21 protein-coding genes are annotated in these 20,357 nt (G+C 53.9%); 9 read left to right on the forward strand and 12 right to left on the reverse strand.

Annotated features, from left to right (window positions below; genetic code table 11):
* Positions 1-74: 74 nt before the first annotated feature.
* On the forward strand, positions 75-1,364 hold the full coding sequence (locus EYC87_RS14570; protein WP_279253518.1) for a PilT/PilU family type 4a pilus ATPase: 1,290 nt from the start codon (positions 75-77) through the stop codon (positions 1,362-1,364).
* A gap of 167 nt (positions 1,365-1,531) precedes the next feature.
* Here EYC87_RS14570 and EYC87_RS14575 read toward each other — a convergent pair whose 3' ends face one another.
* The 4 genes from EYC87_RS14575 to moaA all read right to left on the reverse strand — a co-directional run bounded on the left by EYC87_RS14575 (position 1,532) and on the right by moaA (position 6,890).
* Positions 1,532-3,283 (reverse strand): DUF1631 family protein, encoded by a 1,752-nt coding sequence (locus EYC87_RS14575; protein WP_279253519.1) that lies wholly within the window; start codon positions 3,281-3,283, stop codon positions 1,532-1,534.
* A gap of 162 nt (positions 3,284-3,445) precedes the next feature.
* On the reverse strand, positions 3,446-4,876 hold the full coding sequence (locus tag EYC87_RS14580) for a vWA domain-containing protein (protein ID WP_279253520.1): 1,431 nt from the start codon (positions 4,874-4,876) through the stop codon (positions 3,446-3,448).
* 2 nt (positions 4,877-4,878) lie between these two features.
* Positions 4,879-5,820: an AAA family ATPase gene (locus EYC87_RS14585; protein ID WP_007229812.1), complete on the reverse strand. Its 942-nt coding sequence runs from the start codon at positions 5,818-5,820 to the stop codon at positions 4,879-4,881.
* 59 nt (positions 5,821-5,879) lie between these two features.
* Positions 5,880-6,890 (reverse strand): GTP 3',8-cyclase MoaA, encoded by a 1,011-nt coding sequence (gene moaA / locus EYC87_RS14590; protein ID WP_279253521.1) that lies wholly within the window; start codon positions 6,888-6,890, stop codon positions 5,880-5,882.
* Between the two features lie 62 nt (positions 6,891-6,952).
* On the opposite strand from moaA, the gene EYC87_RS14595 reads away from it, so the two are divergent.
* From EYC87_RS14595 to EYC87_RS14610, 4 genes are read left to right on the forward strand one after another with little or no spacing between them, the layout of a single operon-like run.
* Positions 6,953-7,114, forward strand: a complete 162-nt coding sequence (locus tag EYC87_RS14595; protein WP_279253522.1) for a hypothetical protein — start codon at positions 6,953-6,955, stop codon at positions 7,112-7,114.
* Complete coding sequence (locus tag EYC87_RS14600) at positions 7,107-8,477, forward strand: SLC13 family permease (RefSeq protein WP_279253523.1); 1,371 nt, start codon at positions 7,107-7,109, stop codon at positions 8,475-8,477. Before EYC87_RS14595 ends, EYC87_RS14600 begins: the two co-directional genes overlap by 8 nt.
* Before the next feature lie 46 nt (positions 8,478-8,523).
* Positions 8,524-9,141, forward strand: coding sequence for a paraquat-inducible protein A (locus EYC87_RS14605; RefSeq protein WP_279253524.1), 618 nt, complete (start codon positions 8,524-8,526; stop codon positions 9,139-9,141).
* Positions 9,134-9,667 (forward strand): SRPBCC family protein, encoded by a 534-nt coding sequence (locus tag EYC87_RS14610; protein WP_279253525.1) that lies wholly within the window; start codon positions 9,134-9,136, stop codon positions 9,665-9,667. Before EYC87_RS14605 ends, EYC87_RS14610 begins: the two co-directional genes overlap by 8 nt.
* 1 nt (position 9,668) lies before the next feature.
* Here EYC87_RS14610 and EYC87_RS14615 read toward each other — a convergent pair whose 3' ends face one another.
* The gene (locus tag EYC87_RS14615) at positions 9,669-10,148 is read right to left on the reverse strand and encodes a peroxiredoxin (RefSeq protein ID WP_040541858.1); all 480 of its coding nucleotides are present in this window, start codon (positions 10,146-10,148) and stop codon (positions 9,669-9,671) included.
* Positions 10,149-10,196: 48 nt separating this feature from the next.
* Between EYC87_RS14615 and EYC87_RS14620 the strand changes: the two genes are divergently transcribed.
* Complete coding sequence (locus tag EYC87_RS14620) at positions 10,197-10,841, forward strand: class I SAM-dependent methyltransferase (protein ID WP_279253526.1); 645 nt, start codon at positions 10,197-10,199, stop codon at positions 10,839-10,841.
* Here EYC87_RS14620 and EYC87_RS14625 read toward each other — a convergent pair.
* The 5 genes from EYC87_RS14625 to hslO all read right to left on the reverse strand — a co-directional run bounded on the left by EYC87_RS14625 (position 10,838) and on the right by hslO (position 15,423).
* Positions 10,838-11,491 (reverse strand): TetR/AcrR family transcriptional regulator, encoded by a 654-nt coding sequence (locus EYC87_RS14625; RefSeq protein ID WP_007229835.1) that lies wholly within the window; start codon positions 11,489-11,491, stop codon positions 10,838-10,840. The genes EYC87_RS14620 and EYC87_RS14625 overlap by 4 nt on opposite strands.
* Before the next feature lie 18 nt (positions 11,492-11,509).
* Entirely contained in the window at positions 11,510-11,986 is a 477-nt protein-coding gene (locus tag EYC87_RS14630; protein ID WP_279253527.1) for a phasin family protein, read from the reverse strand.
* 164 nt (positions 11,987-12,150) lie between these two features.
* Positions 12,151-12,669, reverse strand: a complete 519-nt coding sequence (locus EYC87_RS14635) for a hypothetical protein (protein WP_279253528.1) — start codon at positions 12,667-12,669, stop codon at positions 12,151-12,153.
* A 167-nt stretch (positions 12,670-12,836) separates the two neighbouring features.
* Positions 12,837-14,396 carry a phosphoenolpyruvate carboxykinase gene (locus EYC87_RS14640; RefSeq protein ID WP_040541855.1) on the reverse strand — a complete coding sequence of 520 codons (1,560 nt, stop codon included), beginning with the start codon at positions 14,394-14,396 and terminating at the stop codon, positions 12,837-12,839.
* Between the two features lie 139 nt (positions 14,397-14,535).
* Positions 14,536-15,423, reverse strand: coding sequence for an Hsp33 family molecular chaperone HslO (gene hslO / locus EYC87_RS14645; protein WP_279253529.1), 888 nt, complete (start codon positions 15,421-15,423; stop codon positions 14,536-14,538).
* A 184-nt stretch (positions 15,424-15,607) separates the two neighbouring features.
* On the opposite strand from hslO, the gene EYC87_RS14650 reads away from it, so the two are divergent.
* From EYC87_RS14650 to EYC87_RS14660, 3 genes are all read left to right on the forward strand, one after another.
* On the forward strand, positions 15,608-16,474 hold the full coding sequence (locus tag EYC87_RS14650; RefSeq protein WP_279253530.1) for a TIGR03619 family F420-dependent LLM class oxidoreductase: 867 nt from the start codon (positions 15,608-15,610) through the stop codon (positions 16,472-16,474).
* Between the two features lies 1 nt (position 16,475).
* Positions 16,476-17,945, forward strand: a complete 1,470-nt coding sequence (locus EYC87_RS14655; RefSeq protein ID WP_279253531.1) for a thiolase C-terminal domain-containing protein — start codon at positions 16,476-16,478, stop codon at positions 17,943-17,945.
* Between the two features lie 68 nt (positions 17,946-18,013).
* Positions 18,014-18,289 (forward strand): polyhydroxyalkanoic acid system family protein, encoded by a 276-nt coding sequence (locus tag EYC87_RS14660; protein WP_007229865.1) that lies wholly within the window; start codon positions 18,014-18,016, stop codon positions 18,287-18,289.
* 1 nt (position 18,290) lies between these two features.
* Here the strand turns inward: EYC87_RS14660 and EYC87_RS14665 are convergent, their stop codons facing one another.
* Positions 18,291-19,361, reverse strand: a complete 1,071-nt coding sequence (locus EYC87_RS14665; RefSeq protein WP_279253532.1) for a patatin-like phospholipase family protein — start codon at positions 19,359-19,361, stop codon at positions 18,291-18,293.
* Positions 19,351-20,349, reverse strand: a complete 999-nt coding sequence (locus tag EYC87_RS14670) for an AraC family transcriptional regulator (RefSeq protein ID WP_279253533.1) — start codon at positions 20,347-20,349, stop codon at positions 19,351-19,353. Before EYC87_RS14670 ends, EYC87_RS14665 begins: the two co-directional genes overlap by 11 nt.
* Between the last annotated feature and the right edge of the window lie 8 nt (positions 20,350-20,357).

A 20,357-nucleotide genomic window follows, 5' to 3' on the forward strand; every position in this document is an offset into this window, starting at 1 on the left:
TATAGGAGAGTGATTCGCAAGCTGCTAGAGTATTGGGGTAGCGTAGTTGCTCTGTATCAGCGACCCGCTCATGGATGATAGGACTACAAGGGGAAAATGCGTTGAGAATCACCGAATGGCTCAAACACCTGGCAACCGAGGAAGGATCTGACCTCTATCTCAGCACGGGAGCACCGCCCTGTGCCAAATTTAATGGCGAATTGCGCCCCATCGATAGTGACATCCTGCGCCCGGGTGAAATAAAAGAAATCGCTTACGAAGTCATGGATGCTACCCAGCAGGCGGAGTTTGAGAAAGAGTTGGAAATGAACCTCGCCACCTCTATCGCGGGCTTTGGGCGGTTTCGAGTGAACATTTTCCTCCAGCGCAATGAAGTGGCCATGGTTTGTCGCAACATTGTGGCCGATATCCCAAAGTGGCAGGATCTGCGGCTCCCGGATATTTTACCCGAAGTCATGATGCGCAAGCGCGGCCTGGTGCTGTTCGTAGGTGCAACCGGTTCGGGTAAATCGACCTCCCTGGCGGCATTGATCGATTATCGTAATGCCAATAGCAGCGGTCATATCGTCACTATCGAAGACCCGGTGGAGTATGTACACAGCCACAAGAAATCGATTATCAACCAACGGGAAGTGGGCGTAGATACGCGCAGCTGGCACAACGCGCTGAAAAACACGCTGCGTCAGGCTCCAGATGTGATTCTCATCGGTGAGATTAGAGACAGGGAAACCATGGAGCATGCCATCGCTTTCGCCGAAACCGGGCATCTTTGCATTTCCACGCTGCACGCTAATAACGCCAACCAGGCGCTGGATCGTATTATCAACTTCTTCCCTGAGGAGCGTAAGCAGCAACTGCTGATGGACTTGTCCCTCAACCTGCAGGCGTTTGTGTCTCAGCGCCTGGTGCCGACTTTAGACGGCAAGCGCTGCGCCGCTATCGAGGTGCTTTTGGGTACGCCCAGAGTGACGGATCTCATCCTTCGCGGCCAGATAGACGGCATCAAGGAAGTCATGCAGAAGTCTGAAAATGCGGGCATGAAAACCTTCGATACGGCCCTGTTTGAACTGTATATGGATGGCCTGATCAGCGAGGATGAGGCATTGCGAAATGCCGATTCACCGAACAATGTTCGCCTCAAGATCAAGTTTGCCACCGGCGATGAAAGCGAGGACGTCACGCCGCCGGCCGGACCATTGGCAGCAGAAACTGATGAACTTCAGGAGTCGCCCCCTGTGGACGAAGTCGATGGCCAGGAGCCAGAGCAGGCTCAGGAGCCGGTACTATCGCCACCACCGGTGTTTGGCAGCAGCATGGACCTGACTCTTGAGGTGATTGAAGAAGAGGAAGATCGGCTTTTCTGACTCCCTTACTCGAGTTCGGCTATAAATTTAATCCAACGGCCGATGTCTGAATGCTCTGCCGGCAACAGGGCAAGGCCCGCCAGCCACTGCCGCGTCGAGTTCAATAAACACGCCAACTTCAGCCGGAAGTCGCAAATGCTTCCTATCTAGTGCCACCAGCATTCTCCCTAAGTCTGGTGTCGTTTCATGCGCTCGCGAGTACGTTCAACCTGCTCGCGGAAATTGGTTTTTGTCTCCAGAATGTCAACTTCGCCGTCCTGAAGTAGCGCCAGATACTCGTTTTCTTGCAGTCTGCGTTGTTCGATTCCCTTGCGATTAACGAATATGAAGAGGCGACGGACTTTGTCGTGTAGTGCGAGTTTTGCCAGTAGTGGGGGGTCCACATCGTGAAAGCCCAACCATGTGCCCATGGGCAGATCGGGTACGCCGGAGTCTGGCAGGTCTGGTGCAGTAGGCTCCTCACTTTCAATCTTTAAGCGCGGTAATTCTGTCCCCAGATTCGGCTCGGAGAGGGTGGCACTTGTTTCGCGCTCTTGCCCGGGAATAGTGACCCCTTTCAATTGGGCCAGTGCTTCCTGAGTATCTATGTTGACTACCGCTGCCAAAGCGCGGCTAAAACTGGCGTCGGACAGCAGCCGCGTCGCTTTTTTATCTTCCAATAGCTTGGCGAAGCTGGTGTAGTCCAATGACTGAACCTTTGCTCCGGCCTGGTTGCAAAATAGCAGTCGCTGCTCGTCTTCTTGCATCATGGCCAGCTGTATTCGCAGTGTGCCGCCTTCGCGGGCGTCCACCTGAAACCACTGCCCGATTGCGATGTCCTCCAGGTGGGTAGTCTGATCTCCAGAAACCCTCGCTTTTTCGGCTACAGAAATGGGGCTAGTCTGGGTTCTCTCTAGGTCTTCGCCACGAGCCACGCGTAAAAAGGTGTATTCGATGATGCTGATGGCCTGCTCGCAAGCCTGCTCGTCATGCTGCAGGCTGAGTAGCCATTGTTTTAATCCATTGCTGATTGCAGATGCCGATTCCAGCGCAGGGTTTCCACTTTCAACGGGCCGCAGAGAATGTATTAGTCCGGTAGTAGTTTCCGCAAACTGCTTCCATTGGTCAGATCTGTCGCCAAATTTAAGCAATACCAGCTGTGCGCTTTCATACCAGGGGCCCGTGAGAAAGCTACCGATCTCCGCGGGTATTGGGAAGCGGGCAATTTCGTTGTTAATCATCTGGGCCGCATTGATTCTGGCACGAGCCGCTCGCAACTGGCCGCGCTCCACGTCAGCGGCACGTTTACTCATCCTTTGCTGGCGAGCCTGCAGGCGCTGGGCTGACTCGGTGGCTGCGCTGAGTATTGCCATCAGGCCGGCGCCGTTCTCTTCAAGACTGGCCAGGGAATCGTTTACCGTCTGTTCGAAAAGTTTCTGCACCGGCTCGCCTGCTCTGCCTAACCCATCCTGCCACCCAACTGCCACCTCTTGTAGCGCGTCCATGGCCTGATGCAGGGGATGGATCCCAGGCGTGTAAAACTGAGGATCAGCCAGGGCCATTAAGGCCAGTACCGATTTGAGGCGCCGCAGCTGAGCCGCGAGAGTTTCATCCAACGGGTGATTTGTTTCCCAGTATTTATAGGCCGAGCCAATCCAGGCCAATGCGGCGCTGTCTTCCGGTATCGGCAACGCCGGGTCTCCGATCAGGTCGGTTTGTGTCAGCACGGCCTCAAGCGGGTCAAGTTCGTGCTTATCGTTGGCACGGATGTATCCAATCAGGTCATCCCTGGGCATGGCCTGTCCACCCTGTGAAGAAACAGCAGGATCGGCAAAGCTCTCTAGTACCAGGGGCTGCAGAGATACGGTAAGCGGGAATTGTTCTTTTGACAGTTTCAGTGGATCAGCTTCCAGATGATTAACACAAAGAGCAGCGACCATGAACTCACCAGAGCAATCTTATGCCACTTCGAGGGTCCTTTTTTCTCCGTGGGCTGCAGACGTCTTGCGGACAAATTAAAAGAGCCACAAGCGGCGCACTGTCCGCCGTGACCACTTGTTTTACCTAGGTAGCTGCAATCGTTGCAGTAGTAAGCCATAGTTTTATTGGGTGCTTTTGAGGAGCTGGTCTATGATGCGTTCCAACTGCTTTAGATTATTGCATTCAGCTGCAAAATGACAGGCGCTTTGATAGCGTTGCATTTCCGAGTCGCCTGTGGCCCAGGCGCGGCGTGACTCAGGGTTAAGCCAGATGACCTGACGCGAGCGCTGGTAAATACTCTGCATGATCTCCAGTTTTGGGTCGCCCTTATTGTTGCGAGCATCGCCGAGGATGATAACCGTGGTGTTGCTGTTGATGTCATCCAGTGCCAGGTTGGCAAAATCCGTCAGGGCAGTGCCATAATCTGTGGCTCCGCCGTATTTCCAGTTCACCAGCTCAATCGCTTTTTCCACGGGGTACTGCTCGAAAAGTTCGCTTACCTCCCCCAGGTTGCTGGAAAAAGCGAAGCTGCGCACTCGGGGCAGAACGTCCTGCAGGCTGTAAAGAAACAGCAGTAAAAACTTGGCGTAGGCTGCGACCGAACCACTGACATCACAAACGGCGAGTATCTGTGGTTTCTCCTTTCGGGTCCTGCGCCAGTGAACATCGAACATCAGCCCATCGTTGGCGATTCCGGCACGCATGGTGCGAGGCATGTTTAATTGACCACGCCGGTATTCGCGGCGTTTCTGGGAGTGCCGGGCCGCCAGCTTTTTGGCCATTTTACGCACCAGGTCGTGTACCCGATGCAGATAGGTATGTTCGATATTACTGAGCCGGGTTTTACTGAGCACGTCTTCCATAAACTGCTGGGTCTTCCCCTGGGCGTGCAGCAGGTACTGGCTCTCTACGTGATCTCTGACTTGTTCTCGCAATATGTCTCGATAGCGCTGAAGCTCGGATAGTGCGGGACTGTCGGCGCGCTCCAACTCGATGACAGACTTGCGGATCTGTTCTTCACCCATCGTATCCAGAATTTTCCTGGTGAACTGTCCCTTCTGGGTGAACATCTGAATCTGTTGCAGGCCGGCCGCCTCTCCCGCTTTGGTCATGGCCAAGCTGAGAGCGTTGCGATCGTTATTCACCAGTGCCTGCATCAGCTCGGATTGCATTAGCTCTTCCAGTGAGGGATCGCTCTGGGCGGCCTCTTCCAGCGGTGAAGATTCACTCGTGGTGTCTGATACGCTGCTATCTTGATCGGGAGTGCTGGCAGTATCGGCTTCACTGTCGTCGACTGCGGACTGTTCGTCTGGCTGTTGCTCTTCGGAGAAATCTGCAAGTTGACGATCAAAAAATCGATCAAAGCATTGTAGGAAGATTGCTTCTTCTTCTGGTGTCTTGGCCAGGGTCATGCCCAGGCCATCCCGCAGCAAAGTGCGATCGCTGTAACCCAGGGTAGTAGCGACATGCATCGCATCCAGAGTCTCAGCAGGCGAGATACGCACATCGTGAGTGCGCAGGACCTGGATGAAACTGACCAGGCTGTCCGGCATCTTTAATCCCTGGTGGTATCGCGAATCAGCTGGCGCAGCTCGCTATCTGTGGCGTCGATATCATCCTCGAACTTGAGTAGCACGTTGAGTGTGCTGCGCACTAGCTCCTCGTCCAATTTGTCTGCATGTAGCAGGAGGAGACTTCGAGCCCAGTCGATCGTTTCGGAAATCGCCGGTATCTTTTTTAAATCCATTTGACGCAGGGAGTGAACAAACTCCACTAGCTGGTGGCGCAGTTTTTCATCTACATCGGGCACTCTGCTACGTATAATTCTCTCCTCCAGTTCCACAGTGGGAAACGGAATATAAAGATGCAGGCAGCGGCGTTTGAGCGCATCGGAAAGGTCCCGAGTATTGTTGCTGGTGAGGAATACCATGGGCGTGGTGCGCGCTTTTACAGTGCCAATTTCGGGTATAGAAATCTGGTAGTCCGAGAGTATTTCCAGCAGCAGTGATTCAAATTCGTAGTCGGACTTGTCTACCTCATCGATCAGCAGAATGGCCCCACGCTCTTGTTGCATGGCTTTGAGCAGTGGCCGCGGCTCGAGAAATTCCTCAGAGTAAAAGATGTCGCCAAATTGATGCAGTCTTTCCACTGATTCAGCAAGGTCGTGGGTGCCTTGCAACAGATCGCCCAGCTTTTCCTTGAGCACCTGGGTGTAAAGCAGCTGCTTACCGTACTTCCATTCGTACAGTGCTTTTGCCTCATCCAGCCCCTCATAACACTGGAGCCGGATCAGCGGTGTTTCCAGTAGTTGTGATGTGGTTTTGGCCAGTTCTGTTTTACCGACGCCTGGTGGACCCTCCACCAGTATGGGCTTGCGCAACTGGAAGGCGAGAAAGACCGCAGTGGCGATCTTGTCTGAGCAAATATAGCCGAAGGATTCAAAGCCTTCTTTGATGCTCTCGACTGAGGCGAGTTGGGGGAAATCCTGATTGTGCACGTTGGGTCGGTTCCTTTTTGGCAGGCCGACATTGTACGTCAGTGATCGGGTGACGGGTACTAGCCACCCGTCATGTTCATAAAGCGAACAATTTGTGGGGCTTCACTGTTGTCGAAGTAGTGGCGCTCGGGTTTGATATCCATCGCATTAACAATGGCCCACTTGAGCTTTTCCAGGCTGTAGTCGTCCCCGCGCAAGATTTCCCGCAGATCGATAGAGTGCTCATTGCCAAGGCACAGTAACAGGCGTCCTTCCACCGTGACCCGCACTCTATTGCAAAGATGACAGAAGTTATTGCTGTGGGGTGAGATGAAACCGACCCGGGAGGCACTGTCAGTCATGCTGTAAAAGCGGGCGGGGCCGCTGAAACCTTGGGGATCACCTTCAGGGTGCAATGGGAAACTGGCAGCGATAATGTCTTGTAACTCGTTGCTACTGCAAAAGGTGAGGACCCGGTCATGATCATCGATCAGCCCCAGGGGCATTTCCTCGATGAATGCGATGTCGATTTCCCGTTGGCGGGCAAACTTCACCAATTCGACGACTTCGCCTTCATTGCGACCCTTTAAAACTACCGCGTTGATCTTAATGCCTTTGAATCCTGCTGCCACCGCAGCATCAATACCTGCAATGACCTGGTCCAGGTTGCCGTGCCGGGTCAGGTGGCGGAATTTTCGCGGATTCAGACTATCCAGGCTGATGTTGACCCTCTGCACACCGCTCGCTTTCAGCTCAGGAGCCAGACGCTGCAGCTGCGAGCCATTGGTGGTTATCGCCAACTGATCCAGTCCCGGTAATTCCCCCATGCGCTTAATGAGCGACATGACGTTGTTGCGAATCAGTGGTTCTCCTCCGGTGAGGCGTATTTTGCCCACGCCCAACTCAGTGAATGCTCGGGCTATCTGGTAGAGCTCCTCCAGGGAAAGTACCTCCGCCTTGGGCACGAATTCCATGTCCTCGGCCATGCAGTAAACACAGCGGAAGTCACAACGGTCGGTGACCGACAGGCGTAAGTAGGTGACGCGCCGCTGGAACTGGTCGATTAACGTGTTAGGGAGGGTGCTTTTCATGGCGCCAGTGTATTCGTTGATGTCTGCCAAAGCCAGCGGTGGGGCTTTACAGGAAGAGGGTCATGGGACAGGATTCTCTATCACTGCCCGGGGCAGGGCGAGTAGATCGGGTCAATGGGATGGAAAAAACGATTAACTGGGTACATACAATGAAAACGTCGCTAGCAGAGCTCATCGTCGATGACTTAGGGAACATGTTTCCGAGGGTTGGTGCGGATGCGTGACTGGGCAATTTGGGCGGGTCTGGGGCTGGCATCTGCGGCCGCCTATGGGCTCAGCCAAGCCGGACATGGCGGTGATATCGCCGTGGTGGGATTTGTTGCTGTACTGTGCGTGGTTTGGTGGGTGCTTGAGCCTATACCGATTCCAGTGACCTCCCTGTTACCGTTGGCAGTGCTGCCGCTACTGGGGGTGATTACCCCCGCTGAAGTGGGTCAGGCTTACGGTTCGCCACTCATTCTACTGCTGCTTGGTGGGTTTTTATTGTCACAGGCAATGGAACATTCAGGCGCACATCGACGCATAGCTATTGGCATGGTCAATCTGTTCGGCGCGCACAATGGCCTGCGTCTGGTCATGGGGTTTATGGTTGCCGCAGCGGTGCTCAGTATGTGGATCTCCAATACGGCCACGACGCTGATGTTACTGCCGGTGGTGTTGGCGGTACTGGAGGCTTCTCCAGACAAACAGAAGCTGGCGGCGCCGCTATTGCTGGGCGTGGCGTATGCGGCCAGTGTGGGTGGCTTGGGCACTCCCATTGGCACCCCGCCCAATTTGATTTTTATGCAGGTCTTTGAGGAAACGACGGGGCGGACGATTAGCTTCACCACCTGGATGGGTTGGGCTTTGCCAGTGGTGGTGCTCATGGTGCCGGCAATGGCGTTCATCCTGACTCGAAATATTCGCGGCGATATTGCAGTGACTTTGCCGGAAGTCGGCGCCTGGCGTACGGAAGAGAAGCGGGTGATGCTGGTGTTCTGTCTCACGGCCTTGGCCTGGATTACCCGCAGTGAACCTTTCGGAGGCTGGAAAACCTTGCTAAACCTGCCGCAGGCTAACGATGCCTCGGTGGCTTTGTTGGCGGTGGTGCTGATGTTTCTACTGCCAAATGGGAAAGGCGAACGTTTGCTCAGTTGGGAGCGGGCGGTCACTATTCCCTGGGGCGTATTACTGCTCTTTGGAGGCGGTATTTGCCTGGCAAAAGGTTTTGTCAGCTCAGGCCTGAGCGAGTTGTTGGGGGGGATGTTTGGCACCCTCGCCAGTTTGCCTATCTACCTGCTGATATTGCTTATCGCTTTGATAGTTACTTTTATGACAGAGACGACCTCGAACACGGCCAGCACCTCGCTGTTGATGCCGGTGCTGGCTGCGGCCGCTCTGACTGCCGGTATTGCCCCGGAAGTACTGATGGTGCCTGCGGCCATGAGCGCCAGTTGCGCTTTTATGTTGCCGGTGGCTACCGCGCCTAACTCGGTGGTCTATGGCAGCGGTATGTTCAGTGTTGCTCGTATGGCCAGGGAGGGCGTTGCGTTGAATTTTCTGGGAGCAGCGATTATTACCCTGGTCTGTTACCTGCAGCTCACTTGAGTCCGGGTTGGGGTATGATTCAGCCCTTTAATTGAGGAAAAATGTCATGTCGATGCAACGTCGCCTGCTGGTCTTACTGCTGATTGTAGTGTCGGTCGCTTTACTTTATCCGGGGGTTACCCAGCCAGTGATGACGCTGACGGGTACCCTGGAAAAATCTATGGTGGCTGAGTTAGGTATCGACATGGTCGCTGGTGAGGACGCAGATCCCCAGACTCGACAGATGCTCTCCATGTTCTCCAGCTTTCTGGGCTTTGATCAGATGGAGGGCCAGATTACCGCCTATCAAACCACCCGTTCCATTTGGGGGACGGTTAATGAACTTGCCACTACCGGGAATTTGCCCGTGGCATTCCTGATCGTATTTTTTAGTGTGATTATCCCTTTGTTGAAGTTGTGCTTGCAGGCAACTGCTTTAGTCTTGCCCAAGTCACAGTGGCGTGCGCCCTTGTGGTGGCTCAATGCCAGGCTCAGTAAATGGTCGATGGCAGATGTGTTTGTCATGGCTATGTTGGTCGCCTACATGGCGGGCAGTGCATCCGGGCAAATGGGTGACATGCTGACCATGAGTTCGGAGCTGGAAGTGGGTTTCTACTACTTTCTGGCCTACTGCCTTTTTTCTATTGCGGCGGGAAGTCTGATGGTGGAATCGGGCGATGAATGACCTCAACACCCAGCAAGCTTCGGTGTCTGTGCTGGTGGATGTGCCAGTGGGCCAAGCATGGGAGAGGCTGCAGGATTTCTCTTTGGCGCATAATTACGTGCCCAAGCTGACTCGCACCAAAATTGTATCAACAGTGAGGTCAGGTTTAGGTGCTCATCGACATGTATACACTGGCAGCAAATACATTGAGGAGACCATTGTTCAATGGAACGAGGGGCAGGGGTTCACCATTAAACTCCACAAGGGTGCGCGACCGATGCCACCCTTCCAGTTGGCGGAGTTTGATTACCTGCTCAGTGAGCAGTCTCTGGAGCAAACGCGTATTGAATTGACCCTGCGTTTCGCTATGCCCTGGGGCGGGATTGGAAAGTTTCTGGGTCGCTCGATGATGTTGCCAGTTATGCGCAAGCAATTGCTTCAGATAGCGGCGGGGATGAAATACTTCTACGAGACCGGGAATCCGGCAACGGATGCAGACAGAAAACGACTCGCGGGAACGGTGGAAACCGTCCCCGCGGTAAAATAGCTTAAAGCAGGGCCATCATTGTTTCGGCGGAGCTGACATCTACCCCGGCTCCAGGCTCAACGTTCAGGTGTTTGATGACACCATCTTCGGCGATCAGGGCGAAGCGCTGTGAGCGTGTACCGAGTCCGAAAGCGCTGCCGTCCAATTCCAGACCGAGTGCTGCGGTGAATTCACCCATGCCGTCAGCCAGCATCAGAATTTCTTCAGCGTTTTGGGCCTGGCCCCAGGCACCCATGACAAAAACGTCGTTCACCGACATACAGGCGATGGTGTCTACACCAGCCGCTTTGATCTTATCAGCATTGACAACATAGCCGGGCATGTGAGTGATGGAGCAGCCGGGTGTAAAGGCACCGGGAACAGCGAAAAGCAGTACTTTTTTACCGGCGAAAATGTCGGCAGTAGCGAGATCCTGTGGGCCCTCAGCGCTCATATTTTTAAGCGTAGATTGTGGAATTGAATCACCAACCTGTATGGTCATTAGACTATCCTCATGTTTGAGTTTGAAATTGAACACGGAATATAGCAGATGAACGGCTCATTGCACTGTCCTCTTTGCGATCACCGACAAATAGATCCGTTTTACCGAGACGCTCGCAGGGAGTATTTGCTCTGCTGCCACTGTGCATTGGTGTTTGTTACGCCCAAGGATTACCTGACGCCTGCAGAAGAAAAGGCAGAGTATGACCTGCATCAGAACGAGGTTTATGACGAGGGCTACAGGGGCTTTTTGTCCCGTTTGACAACGCCTTTGCTTGAGCGGATACCCGAGGGTGCCAGGGGTCTGGATTTTGGCTGCGGCCCGGGTCCCGCTCTGGCGACTATGCTGACGGAGGCGGGCTGCCAAATGCAGTTGTACGACGTATTTTTTTACCCGAAAGAGGCAGTGCTTGAGAAGTCATACCAGTTTATTACCGCCACTGAAGTGGTTGAGCATCTGCATAGGCCCGGCAGTGAGCTGGCTGCACTTTGGCAGCAACTCGAGCCCGGCGGTTATCTCGGGATCATGACCAAATTGGTGCTGGATGCGCAGGCCTTTGCCGGTTGGCACTATAAAAATGATTTTACCCATGTTTGTTTTTTTAGTGAGCAGACGTGGCGTTGGTGGGCAGAGCTCAATGACGCTGAACTGGAGAGATTCGGTGCCGATGTCATGCTATTGAGAAAGCCTTAGCCTGCTTCCTCGAGCATGCTGGCATAAATCGCTTCGCAATCGCGGTAGAAGCTTAATTGATCATCGCCCAGATAAGGGGCGACCATGGTCAGCAGTTGAAGTACGCCCTGGTGGATAGACACAGATGGGTCACGCTGGTCGTGCAGCAGTTGGTCATAGCTAAGCCAGAAAGTAAGATTCAGGGTCATGTTGTCTACCAGTCCCAGCAGCTGCTGTTCGCCGGTGTCTATCACCGATTGCTGTATTAATGTCTGGCAAATGGCATAAAGCGTGGCGCGTTTGAGCTGGATTAAACGTTTGAAATGACGGCGAATTTCCGGGTATCGCTGCAGGATATTGTCGAGGTTGTGATAAAAGAAACGGTATTGATACATCTCTTCCAGAACGACGTAGAGATAGTACCAGTTCTCCTCCACGTTTCCGGGGGAACTGAGGGGGCGCTCAATCGGTGCTGTCAAAGTGCCTGACAGGGCAACTTCGTATTGATGAAAAATCTCAGCAATAATCTGGTCTTTGCCTTTGAAGTGGTAATAAAGATTGCCCGGGCTGATGTCCATTTCATTGGCAATATCAACGGTCGTGGTCTGCTCTTCACCCTCTTCATTAAACAGCTGCAGGCTGGTATGGAGAATGCGATCCCGGGTTTTCATTAAGCTTGGTTAGACCTCCTACTTGCCGGATTTGGTGCTTGCTTTTGCAGCGGCTTTTTTTCGGGGGGCTGTTCGAGCGGCGGCTTTTTTCTTTGCGGCCGGCTTCTTTTTTACTGCCGGTTTGCTGACAGCTTGCTGTTCTTTCATTAGCCGGGTAAGTGCATCGACTTTGCGAGTCAGTTTGTCAACTTTACTGTGGAGTCCTTCCAGGTCTTCGATGCGCGCAAGTCGCTGCATGTGGAAGTTCTCTCGCACTTGGGAAATACGCTCCTCAACCGAACTAAGTGCTGCATCTCTTGCACCGGTAGCCTCTTCCTCGAGGGCAGAGCCTGCTTTGACAAGGTCACGGAAAAGTTTGGGAGGTGTTGGGGTGGCTTTCTTTAAATTAGTTTGCGCTTCGTCTACGGCCCTGCCGTAAGCGCCAACGCCAGCGAGCCAGATGTTCTTTGCTATTTCGCCCGCTTTGTCAGTAACTTTGCTCTTATCGTCACTCATGGTTCTACCCTGCAGCGTTGTATGGGTGGCCAGTGATTAAATCAGAATGGGGAAGAGTTTGCGAGACGGGGTTGAACCGGGCATAAAAAAAGGGGCTACAAAGTAGCCCCTAAAAAACCCCTGACGTGCAGGGATAAGTGGTCCTGGATGGGACCGCTACTTGGTTAAGCAGCGGTTTTGAAGCTTACTGAACCCTTCAACTCTTCAAAGCGCGCCTTGGCCTTGTCCAGTTGCTTGTCCAGCTTCTTGCGGTCAGTCAGGCTTTCCAGCTCAAACTTGGGCAGTTCAATATCGTCGACAGCCTTCTTGGCTTCCTTCTCAACTTTCTGGCCGCGCTTTACTAGCTCTTTGTAAGCTTTTTCAGCTTTCTTACGACGCTCTTCCAGCTGGTCCTGAAGGCTGGTGAACTGGTCTTGCACCTGGTCGTATGCCTTGCCGTAGAAGCCGAGGCTAGCCAGGAAAGCATTGCGGCCGTTTTCCTTCGCTTTGGCAGCGAAATCAGGAGCGGCCTTCTTGGCTGCAGTTTTCTTGGCAGCAGGCTTGCGCTTGGCAGCAGTCTTTTTAGCAGGAGTCTTCTTGGCAACGGCCTTACGCTTGGCAGGGGCCTTGCGCTTGGGGGCAGCCTTCTTGGCAGTTTTCTTTACAGTTTTTACAGCTTCATCAATGCTAATTTGCTCAGCCATGGTCTCACTCCTAAAGTTCAAAATGCGGCGGTATATCCCGCCAATGGAGGCAGATTACGAAATAAAATTAGAATAAACATACTAAAAGAGGTCGAAATTTTCTGGATAATGGCCCTACCAACAAAAAGGGGCCCAACGGGCCCCTGCAAATTGTCGCTGGGTTTGGTTTAGCCGGCGTTGGGGCCCGCTGCCACAATGGCGTCTGAGACATCGAAGTTTTTGATGTTCTCAGCGAACAGTGCCGCCAGCTTGGCAGCTTGCTCGTCGTAAGCCGCTTCGCCGCCCCATGAAGCACGCGGATTGACATACTTGGCATCAACGCCCGGAATTTCGGTGGGAAAGTCCAGGTTGAGTATATCCAGGTGCCCGGTATCAGCATTGAGCAGCGCGCCGCTCTGGCAGGCGTGGACGATTGCCCTGGTCACGGGAATAGGGAAGCGGGCACCAGTGCCGTCGGGCGCGCCAGAGCCCCCCGTCCAGCCGGTATTAACCAGATAAACCTGTGAGTCGAAGTCTTCAACGCGCTTCATCAGCAGCTCAGCATAGTCGCCAGCAGGACGGGGCATAAAAGGCGCTCCAAAACAGGTAGAAAAGGTGGGGTGGATACCAGCCTCTGCTCCAACTTCTGTAGAACCGACGCGAGCGGTGTAACCTGACAGGAAGTGAAAGGCAGCCGCTTCTTTGGAAAGTATGGAGACAGGAGGGAGTACACCGGTAACGTCACAGGTCAGGAAAATCACACATTTGGGCTCGCCCCCCGCATTGGTGTCAGTGCGCTTGTCCACGTGTTCCAGAGGATAGCAGCAGCGACCATTTTCGGTCAGGGAGGTATCATCGTAGTCAGCGTGGCGCTTGCCATCGACTACAACGTTCTCGACGATTGCACCAAAGCGAATAGCGTCCCAGATTATGGGTTCGTTTTTTTGCGACAGGTTGATGGTTTTAGCGTAGCAACCACCTTCCAGATTAAACACCGAACCTTTGGCCCAGCCATGTTCGTCATCGCCAACCAGGTACATAGCCGGATCAGCCGACAGGGTCGTCTTGCCCGTGCCAGAGAGACCGAAGAACAAGGTGGTCTCGCCCTCTTCGCTTACATTCGCTGAGCAATGCATAGGCATGACATCTTTTTCCGGCAGTAGGAAATTCTGCACGGCGAACATGGACTTTTTCATTTCGCCTGCATAGCGCATACCCGCCAGCAATACTTTGCGTTGAGCAAAGTTGACAATAACCACGCCCTCGGAGTTAGTCCCGTCACGCTCAGGGACGCATTCGAAGCTGGCAACGTTAAGGATATTCCATTCTTCCTTGCGCCCGGTGTTGTAGCTGTTCGGGCGGATAAACATATTGCGGCCAAACAGGTTTTGCCACGCAGTCTCGGTGGTTGTCTTCACCGGAATATAGTGATCAGCGTGGGCGCCGACGTGAAGGTGAGACACGAAGCGATCTCTTTCAGCTAAATAGGCCTCTACCCGATCCCATAGGGCATCGAACTTGTCCGGGTCAAAGGGGCGATTCACGCTACCCCAATCGATGGAATCCTCGGTGCTGGGTTCCTTGACGGTGAAACGGTCAGCCGGAGAGCGCCCAGTGCGCTTTCCGGTTGTTACCAGCAGGGCGCCAGTGTCCGTCAGCGTGGCCTCGCCTCGCGTCAGGGCTTCTTCAATCAAGCGAGAGGGCGCCAGGTCCAGGTATTCCAGGGCGGTCGGTGCGGTTGCGGTCATTGTGTGTCCTGTTTTTTTTAGCCAAAGCATCCGGCTATGGCCAACATTGCGGCTATTTTAGGGCGCCAATTATGTCAGAATCGTGATCCATTGCGAAACGTCTGCGGTATGATTTGTTTTATTCTCACTATAAATAAGACTAATGTAATGTGCTTGGGCCATCAGGTTCAAGAATGTCCCGCAGGTCTTGCTCGACATACCGGTACTGCTGGTTACAGAACTCACAATCCATGGTGATGCTGCCCAGTTCTTCCAATAGCTCACTGACTTCGCTAACTGGCAACGATTTGAGAGCATTGAAAGTGCGTTCCCGGGAGCAATTGCACTGAAAACGCAAAGGTTGGGTGTCAAATAGTCTCAGCGGGTCTTCATGGTAAAGGCGGTGGGCTAACTCAGGCGCCGACAGATTGAGTAACTCCTCGTCTTTGAGTGTGCTCGCGATAGTGGTGACGTGTTGCCATTGGCTATTTCTGTCGTTGCTGTCGGCTACTATTTGCGCCGGTAACTGCTGAAGTATCATGCCCGCGGCCGACTCGCCGTCGCAGGCGAGCCAAAAACGGGTCCCCAACTGCTCTGATTGCTTGAAATAGGCGTCCAGGCTGCTGGCGAGTGAGTCGTCGCTCAGCAAGGCAATACCTTGATAGCGCTGGCCTTTGACGGGGTCGATGGTAATTGCCAGTTGGCCACCCGTCAGCAATTGGTCAAAGCGATCTGAGGTGGCTTCCTGAGCACCCCTGGCGATGGCACGCAGTCGCAGTTGGCTGTCGCATTCCACCATTAGTAATGGTATTTGACCCTCTGAGCGCACTTGCAACACTAATTTGCCCTCAAACTTGAGGGTTGTCGCCAGCAGCACCGCCGCAGCCATAAACTCGCCCAGTAAGCGGCTGACACCAGGAGCATATTGATGGATAGCGAGGATTTCGCGATAGCTGCTATCTATTTGTGCGATTTCGCCGCGAATATCGGCCTCCTCGAAGAGGAAGCGCTGGGTACGATCTCTGCTGTGTGGCGTGTTTTCACTCATCTGGACTTTTCCAATGAAGGGTTCGATATCAGACTCGGGTCGTCATGAGCCAGTCAGGCGCTAGGGAACTTTCGCTGCTTCGGGTTCAGTATTTGAGGCCGTTGCCCTTAAAATTCAAGGTGCTGCAGACCCGCCCGTCGCCAGACGCTAGAGTGTGCTCTGCGATAATAACAGGAGAAGTAAAATGAGGTTCAGCTTACAGGTCGGCATGTGCGATCCCGGTCATTATTTTCCCTTGGCAAAGGCGGCAGAGGAGGCTGGGTTTGATGGTTTGACCATTCCAGACAGCATTTGCTACCCGCAGGAAGCCAGTTCCAAGTACCCGTATAACGCTGATGGCTCCCGGGAGTTCCTCGAGAGTGTTCCTTTTGTGGAGTCGTTAATCGCGGTTGCTGCCATGGCGGCGGTCACTGAACGCATTCGCTTTTCTACCTTCGTTTACAAGCTGGCCGTGCGCCAGGCAGCGGTGGTTGCCAAGCAGGTTCAGGGCATTCAGGCTCTATCGGGGAACCGTTTTGACTTCGGCATTGGGATTAGTCCGTGGGCAGAAGACTTTGCTGTCTGCGGTGTACCCTGGGAAAAACGTGGTAAGCGTTTCGATGAGCAGATAGCGATTCTCAGAGGGCTTGAGAGCGGTGAGTTTTTTGGCCATCAGGGCGAAATGTTGCAAATGCCTGCCAACAAAATGTGCCCTGCACCAACAGCGCCGACGCCGCTGTTAATTGGAGGCCATGCAGAGCCCGCTTTGAAACGGGCTGCGAAACTGGGTGATGGATGGATGTGCGCTGGAGCCGATATGGAAGAGCTGCAGCGATATCTGAACCGTATTGCAGACTTGAGAAAGGAATACGGCACTCAGGATAAGCCCTTCAGAATATTTACTACCGGGCAGAACGCGTTTACTGAGGCGGGTATCGAGGAACTGGAGCAGATCGGTGTCACCGATGTCGTTATTGGCTTTCGCAACCTCTATGCAATGGAAGCTGATAAAACCCTGGAAGAAAAAATAGGCATGCTGCAGTGGTATGCCAGCACGTTTATAAAGCACTAGTATGGACGACAATACCCCGGTTCTGGTTGGTGTCGCAGCGTTTCAGCAGCACAACCCTGATTTTAACGAGGCGCTGGAACCTGTTGCGATTATGGAGCGTGTTCTGCGTGAAGCGGCAGCAGATGCAGGCTGCCCGGAGCTGCTGCAGCGGGCAGGCGAAATCATTGTGCCAAGGGGGATGTGGGGTTACAGCGATCCCGGCAGGTTAGTGGCCCAGGCTCTTGACGTGCCATCAGCGAAAACAGTTTTTGCTGAATTTGGTGTTTCCCAGCAGACCTTGCTGACTCGCGCCTGCCAGCGAATCGCCGATAGAGAGCTGGATGTAGTGCTGGTGACCGGGGCAGAGGCCAAATATCGATCGCTGTTAGCGTCAAAGGCAGGTGAGCAGTCTTCTGAAACGCCTCAAAGTGATGCGCAGCCGGACGTCAAACTGGTGCCGGAAGAGGAGCTTTGGTCCGAGGTTGAGTCTGCTACCGGTCTGGGTATGCCGGTTGGTTTTTACGCCATCATGGATAGTGCACTGCGCTACCAGCAGGGCTTGTCGCCTGATGAGCACCGTGAGCAAATGGGTGCGATGTATCAACGTTTTAGTGAGATCGCCGCTGCCAACCCTGATGCCTGGTCGCGTGATCCGGTTGATGCCCGATTCATCAGCGAGGCTTCTGCTGGCAATAGGATGTTGGCATTTCCCTATACCAAATTGCACAACAGTCAGTGGAATGTTGATCAGGGTGCAGGCTTGATTTTGTGCAGCGCAGGACTAGCGGCTGAACTGGGCATAGATCCGACTCGATGGATTTACCCGCGAGCGTTTGCCGAATCGAATTTCATGTCGGTGGTCTCTAGCCGCAAAGATCTGGGTCGCTGTGCTGGTTTTCGTATTGCCGGTGAGACGGCGATGTCCAGAGCCGGCGTCAGCTTTGAAGACATCAGATTGCGTGAGCTTTACTCCTGCTTTCCTTTTGCCGTGCGTTCACAGTTGCAGGAATTTGGGATGAGTGGCGAGGGTGACCTCAGTGTGACCGGTGCGATGACTTTCGGCGGTGGCCCGGTAAATAACTTTGTGTTTCAAGCGACCGTAAGGATGGCGCAATTGCTGCGCGAGAACCCCGAAGAAGTGGGTCTTGTAACCACGGTGAGCGGCATGTTGACCAAGCAGGGTGTCGCCCTCTGGGCAGCTCAGCCCAATCCAGATGGTTGGGTATTTGATGATGTTACTGAGCAAGTGCGCAAGGCCAGTGATGTTTGCGATTTAGTTGCCGACTATACCGGCGAAGCGATCGTGGCTGGATATACTGTGCTGTATCAAGGGATGGAGCCATGGCGGGCAGTTGCGGTACTGGATTTACCTGGCAGCATACGCAGCGTCGCTTATAGCGAGGATCCTGCGATTATCGAAAGCATGCTGTCTGAAGAGTGTTGTGGGCGGACCTACTTTGTGGACGCCGGGGTATTTAGTCTCGCGGGCTGATTTTCACACTGGGAGCATGCCTCTGGGTGACGCATGCTCTATACTTTTAGAAAACAAGGGGTAAAACAGTGGCCGGATTTCGAATTACCAAAGCCTATACCATGTCCAGGGACGAGGTGCGCGAAGCCGCGGAAGAGCTTGCAGACAGTCTGGTCAAAGAGCATGGCGTGCGCTCTCGTTGGGATGGCGATCGGGTGAAAATCAAGGGCGCGGGGGTTGACGGAGTGATGTCCTTTGACGATGGCCTGATTGATGTCTCGGTCAAACTGGGTCTGCTTACTTCCATGTTCGAAGGCCCGCTGCGTCGCGAAGTAGAACGCTTTCTGGAAGAACACGTAAGCTGAATCAGGAGTGCACGATTGCGCCCTGCAAAGGATTGTTGTGTTCAATCAGAGCGGAAAATTCTTCTGCCAGTGCGCTACTGGCCTGTATGCAATGCTCCCAATATCTTATCCGTTCCTGCTCTTTCATTTTACTGAAATCAGTGCGGTCAGGAATCTTGCCATGAGGCAGAGCCGCGACAAATTCCTCGCTGGGGCATAGCAGCACCAGTTTTTCTGCTTCACTGATGCCGGCATGTCGCCAGGGCAGAAACTTGTCAAACCAGCCGGGGACAATGCCTGCCCGGAAATGGGGGTAGAGAATAAGTCCCTCATTTTGGAACTGTCCCAGGTCGAAATGATAATCGATGATTCCACCGTCCCAGTACTGGCCACGGGGGGCTCCCGAAATGTCTCTTTCGCCGCTGAGCACAAAGGGAATGGCGCCACTCGCATGCAGTGCTTCCAGTAAGTTGTTCTGCGTTAATGAACAATAAATCGTATCGAAGTCGTCCATGGATAAACCTGAGCTATGGTCTATGCCATTGTGGAAAACCACACGTTGAAAATGATGCTTCAGCAGTTTGCGACTTATTGTATTACCCACGGCTGCGACGCCCATGCCGGTCGCGAGCAGCGCTGAGGAGCGGGAACCCGAGGGCCCCTTCCCTCTGGCGGTAACAATGTGGCTGGTGATACGCGGGTGCTCGATAATGGCCGCGCGCCCGTCCGGGCCCAACACCGAGTTGATGATTCCCCTGCTGACAGCGCTGATCTCTTGCGGGCCAGGCCTGCTGCTCTCGTAGAACTGATAGAGGTAGCCTTTTTCCATCCTATCGACTGCCGCTATTGGGTCTGCCTGGGCCAGGCAAGCATGTCGCCAAGAGCCAATCGAGGAGCCCAGAGCCGCCAGCGGCTTTTGACTGCGCTGCAGGTAATCGCCAAACAGGAAGCGATCCAGTTGGCCAAGAATGAACCATTTGGGCCCACCGGATGCGCCTAAGAGTAGATTAAAAAGTGCTGGGTCCCAGCCATCTCTGGCGATACAGCGAGCGGCCTCTCGGCCCAGATGCACTGATAAAGCTTTAATGGTCACGCCGGGCTTTTCCCGGTGAGCGGCCGGTCCACTTGTGGTAAGCCCGGCGGAAGTTGGAGGGGTCATTGAACCCGACCATGTAGGCGATACTCGATAGCGGCAGGCGGGTGTTTTTTAGGTAGTGGGTAGCATGTTCTGCGCGCACCTGATCCAGCAAGTCCTGAAACGATTGTTCTTCCAGCTGCAGTCTTCGCCGATAGGTTCTGGGGCTAAAGTTGAGCATTTGGGCAATGATAGGCATTTGCGGATACTGGCCCTCCAATTTGCGTAACAGGCGCAGCGTTTGCAGCGCGACTGAATCCTCTTCCTGTAAATCCGCGAGAAGGCGCTCACACTCTTGCTCGTAAAGCGCCCGCAGGGCTGGATTGGAAGAGGGCAGCGGCGCGTGCATGAGGGCTGATGGAAACAGGATCCGGCCCTGTTTCGCGTCGAAGTAAACCTTGGGGCCAAACACTTCCCTGTACCGATCTCCGTGCTCAGGCTCCTGATAGGGAAGCTCCACCTGCAGTTGCAACCCGGGGGCGTTGAGCAATCCCCTTACCGTGTTGAGCATAGATGCAAATAGCAGCTCCGCACCGAAATCATGAGGCAACTCGTATGGCTGCTCGAGTTGAGTAAGAGAACACTCTTCGCCGTCATTTTCGAACTTCAACTGCAGGTTAGAGGACAGTAAATGATGGAATTTGAGGAAAAGCTCAATGGCTTCGCCCAAATTCCGGCAGGTCATGAAGGCCTGCCCAAGCACCGCGTGCGTCCCCAGGTTGAGACGTAAACCCAGGTGCAGGCCCAGTGATCGGTCGCCGGTGAGCTCAAGGGCGTTGTGGGCCAGCCGATTGAAGTCACTGTCGTCGACCCTGGCGCCAATGTTGTCGATTCCTGTTTCGGCCAGGGAGGTGCCCTGCAGTAGCTGCGAGCGCTCGCATCCCGCCTGTTCGGCGAAGTCGATCAGGATAAGAACATACTGTGCTGGTGTAGTGGGCCGTGGCATGGGTGTAT

Source organism: Candidatus Seongchinamella marina, assembly GCF_026262685.1.
Taxonomy (GTDB): Bacteria; Pseudomonadota; Gammaproteobacteria; order Pseudomonadales; family Halieaceae; genus Halioglobus; species Halioglobus marinus.

Bases quoted from the DNA above. Each gene is read 5' to 3' on its own strand.
- EYC87_RS14570 (WP_279253518.1), top strand. From the start codon at position 75: ATGATAGGACTACAAGGGGAAAATGCGTTGAGAATCACCGAATGGCTC.
- EYC87_RS14575 (WP_279253519.1), bottom strand. From the start codon at position 3,283: ATGGTCGCTGCTCTTTGTGTTAATCATCTGGAAGCTGATCCACTGAAA.
- EYC87_RS14580 (WP_279253520.1), bottom strand. From the start codon at position 4,876: ATGCCGGACAGCCTGGTCAGTTTCATCCAGGTCCTGCGCACTCACGAT.
- moaA (WP_279253521.1), bottom strand. From the start codon at position 6,890: ATGAAAAGCACCCTCCCTAACACGTTAATCGACCAGTTCCAGCGGCGC.
- EYC87_RS14595 (WP_279253522.1), top strand. From the start codon at position 6,953: ATGGGACAGGATTCTCTATCACTGCCCGGGGCAGGGCGAGTAGATCGG.
- EYC87_RS14600 (WP_279253523.1), top strand. From the start codon at position 7,107: ATGCGTGACTGGGCAATTTGGGCGGGTCTGGGGCTGGCATCTGCGGCC.
- EYC87_RS14605 (WP_279253524.1), top strand. From the start codon at position 8,524: ATGTCGATGCAACGTCGCCTGCTGGTCTTACTGCTGATTGTAGTGTCG.
- EYC87_RS14610 (WP_279253525.1), top strand. From the start codon at position 9,134: ATGAATGACCTCAACACCCAGCAAGCTTCGGTGTCTGTGCTGGTGGAT.
- EYC87_RS14615 (WP_040541858.1), bottom strand. From the start codon at position 10,148: ATGACCATACAGGTTGGTGATTCAATTCCACAATCTACGCTTAAAAAT.
- EYC87_RS14620 (WP_279253526.1), top strand. From the start codon at position 10,197: ATGAACGGCTCATTGCACTGTCCTCTTTGCGATCACCGACAAATAGAT.
- EYC87_RS14625 (WP_007229835.1), bottom strand. From the start codon at position 11,491: ATGAAAACCCGGGATCGCATTCTCCATACCAGCCTGCAGCTGTTTAAT.
- EYC87_RS14630 (WP_279253527.1), bottom strand. From the start codon at position 11,986: ATGAGTGACGATAAGAGCAAAGTTACTGACAAAGCGGGCGAAATAGCA.
- EYC87_RS14635 (WP_279253528.1), bottom strand. From the start codon at position 12,669: ATGGCTGAGCAAATTAGCATTGATGAAGCTGTAAAAACTGTAAAGAAA.
- EYC87_RS14640 (WP_040541855.1), bottom strand. From the start codon at position 14,396: ATGACCGCAACCGCACCGACCGCCCTGGAATACCTGGACCTGGCGCCC.
- hslO (WP_279253529.1), bottom strand. From the start codon at position 15,423: ATGAGTGAAAACACGCCACACAGCAGAGATCGTACCCAGCGCTTCCTC.
- EYC87_RS14650 (WP_279253530.1), top strand. From the start codon at position 15,608: ATGAGGTTCAGCTTACAGGTCGGCATGTGCGATCCCGGTCATTATTTT.
- EYC87_RS14655 (WP_279253531.1), top strand. From the start codon at position 16,476: ATGGACGACAATACCCCGGTTCTGGTTGGTGTCGCAGCGTTTCAGCAG.
- EYC87_RS14670 (WP_279253533.1), bottom strand. From the start codon at position 20,349: ATGCCACGGCCCACTACACCAGCACAGTATGTTCTTATCCTGATCGAC.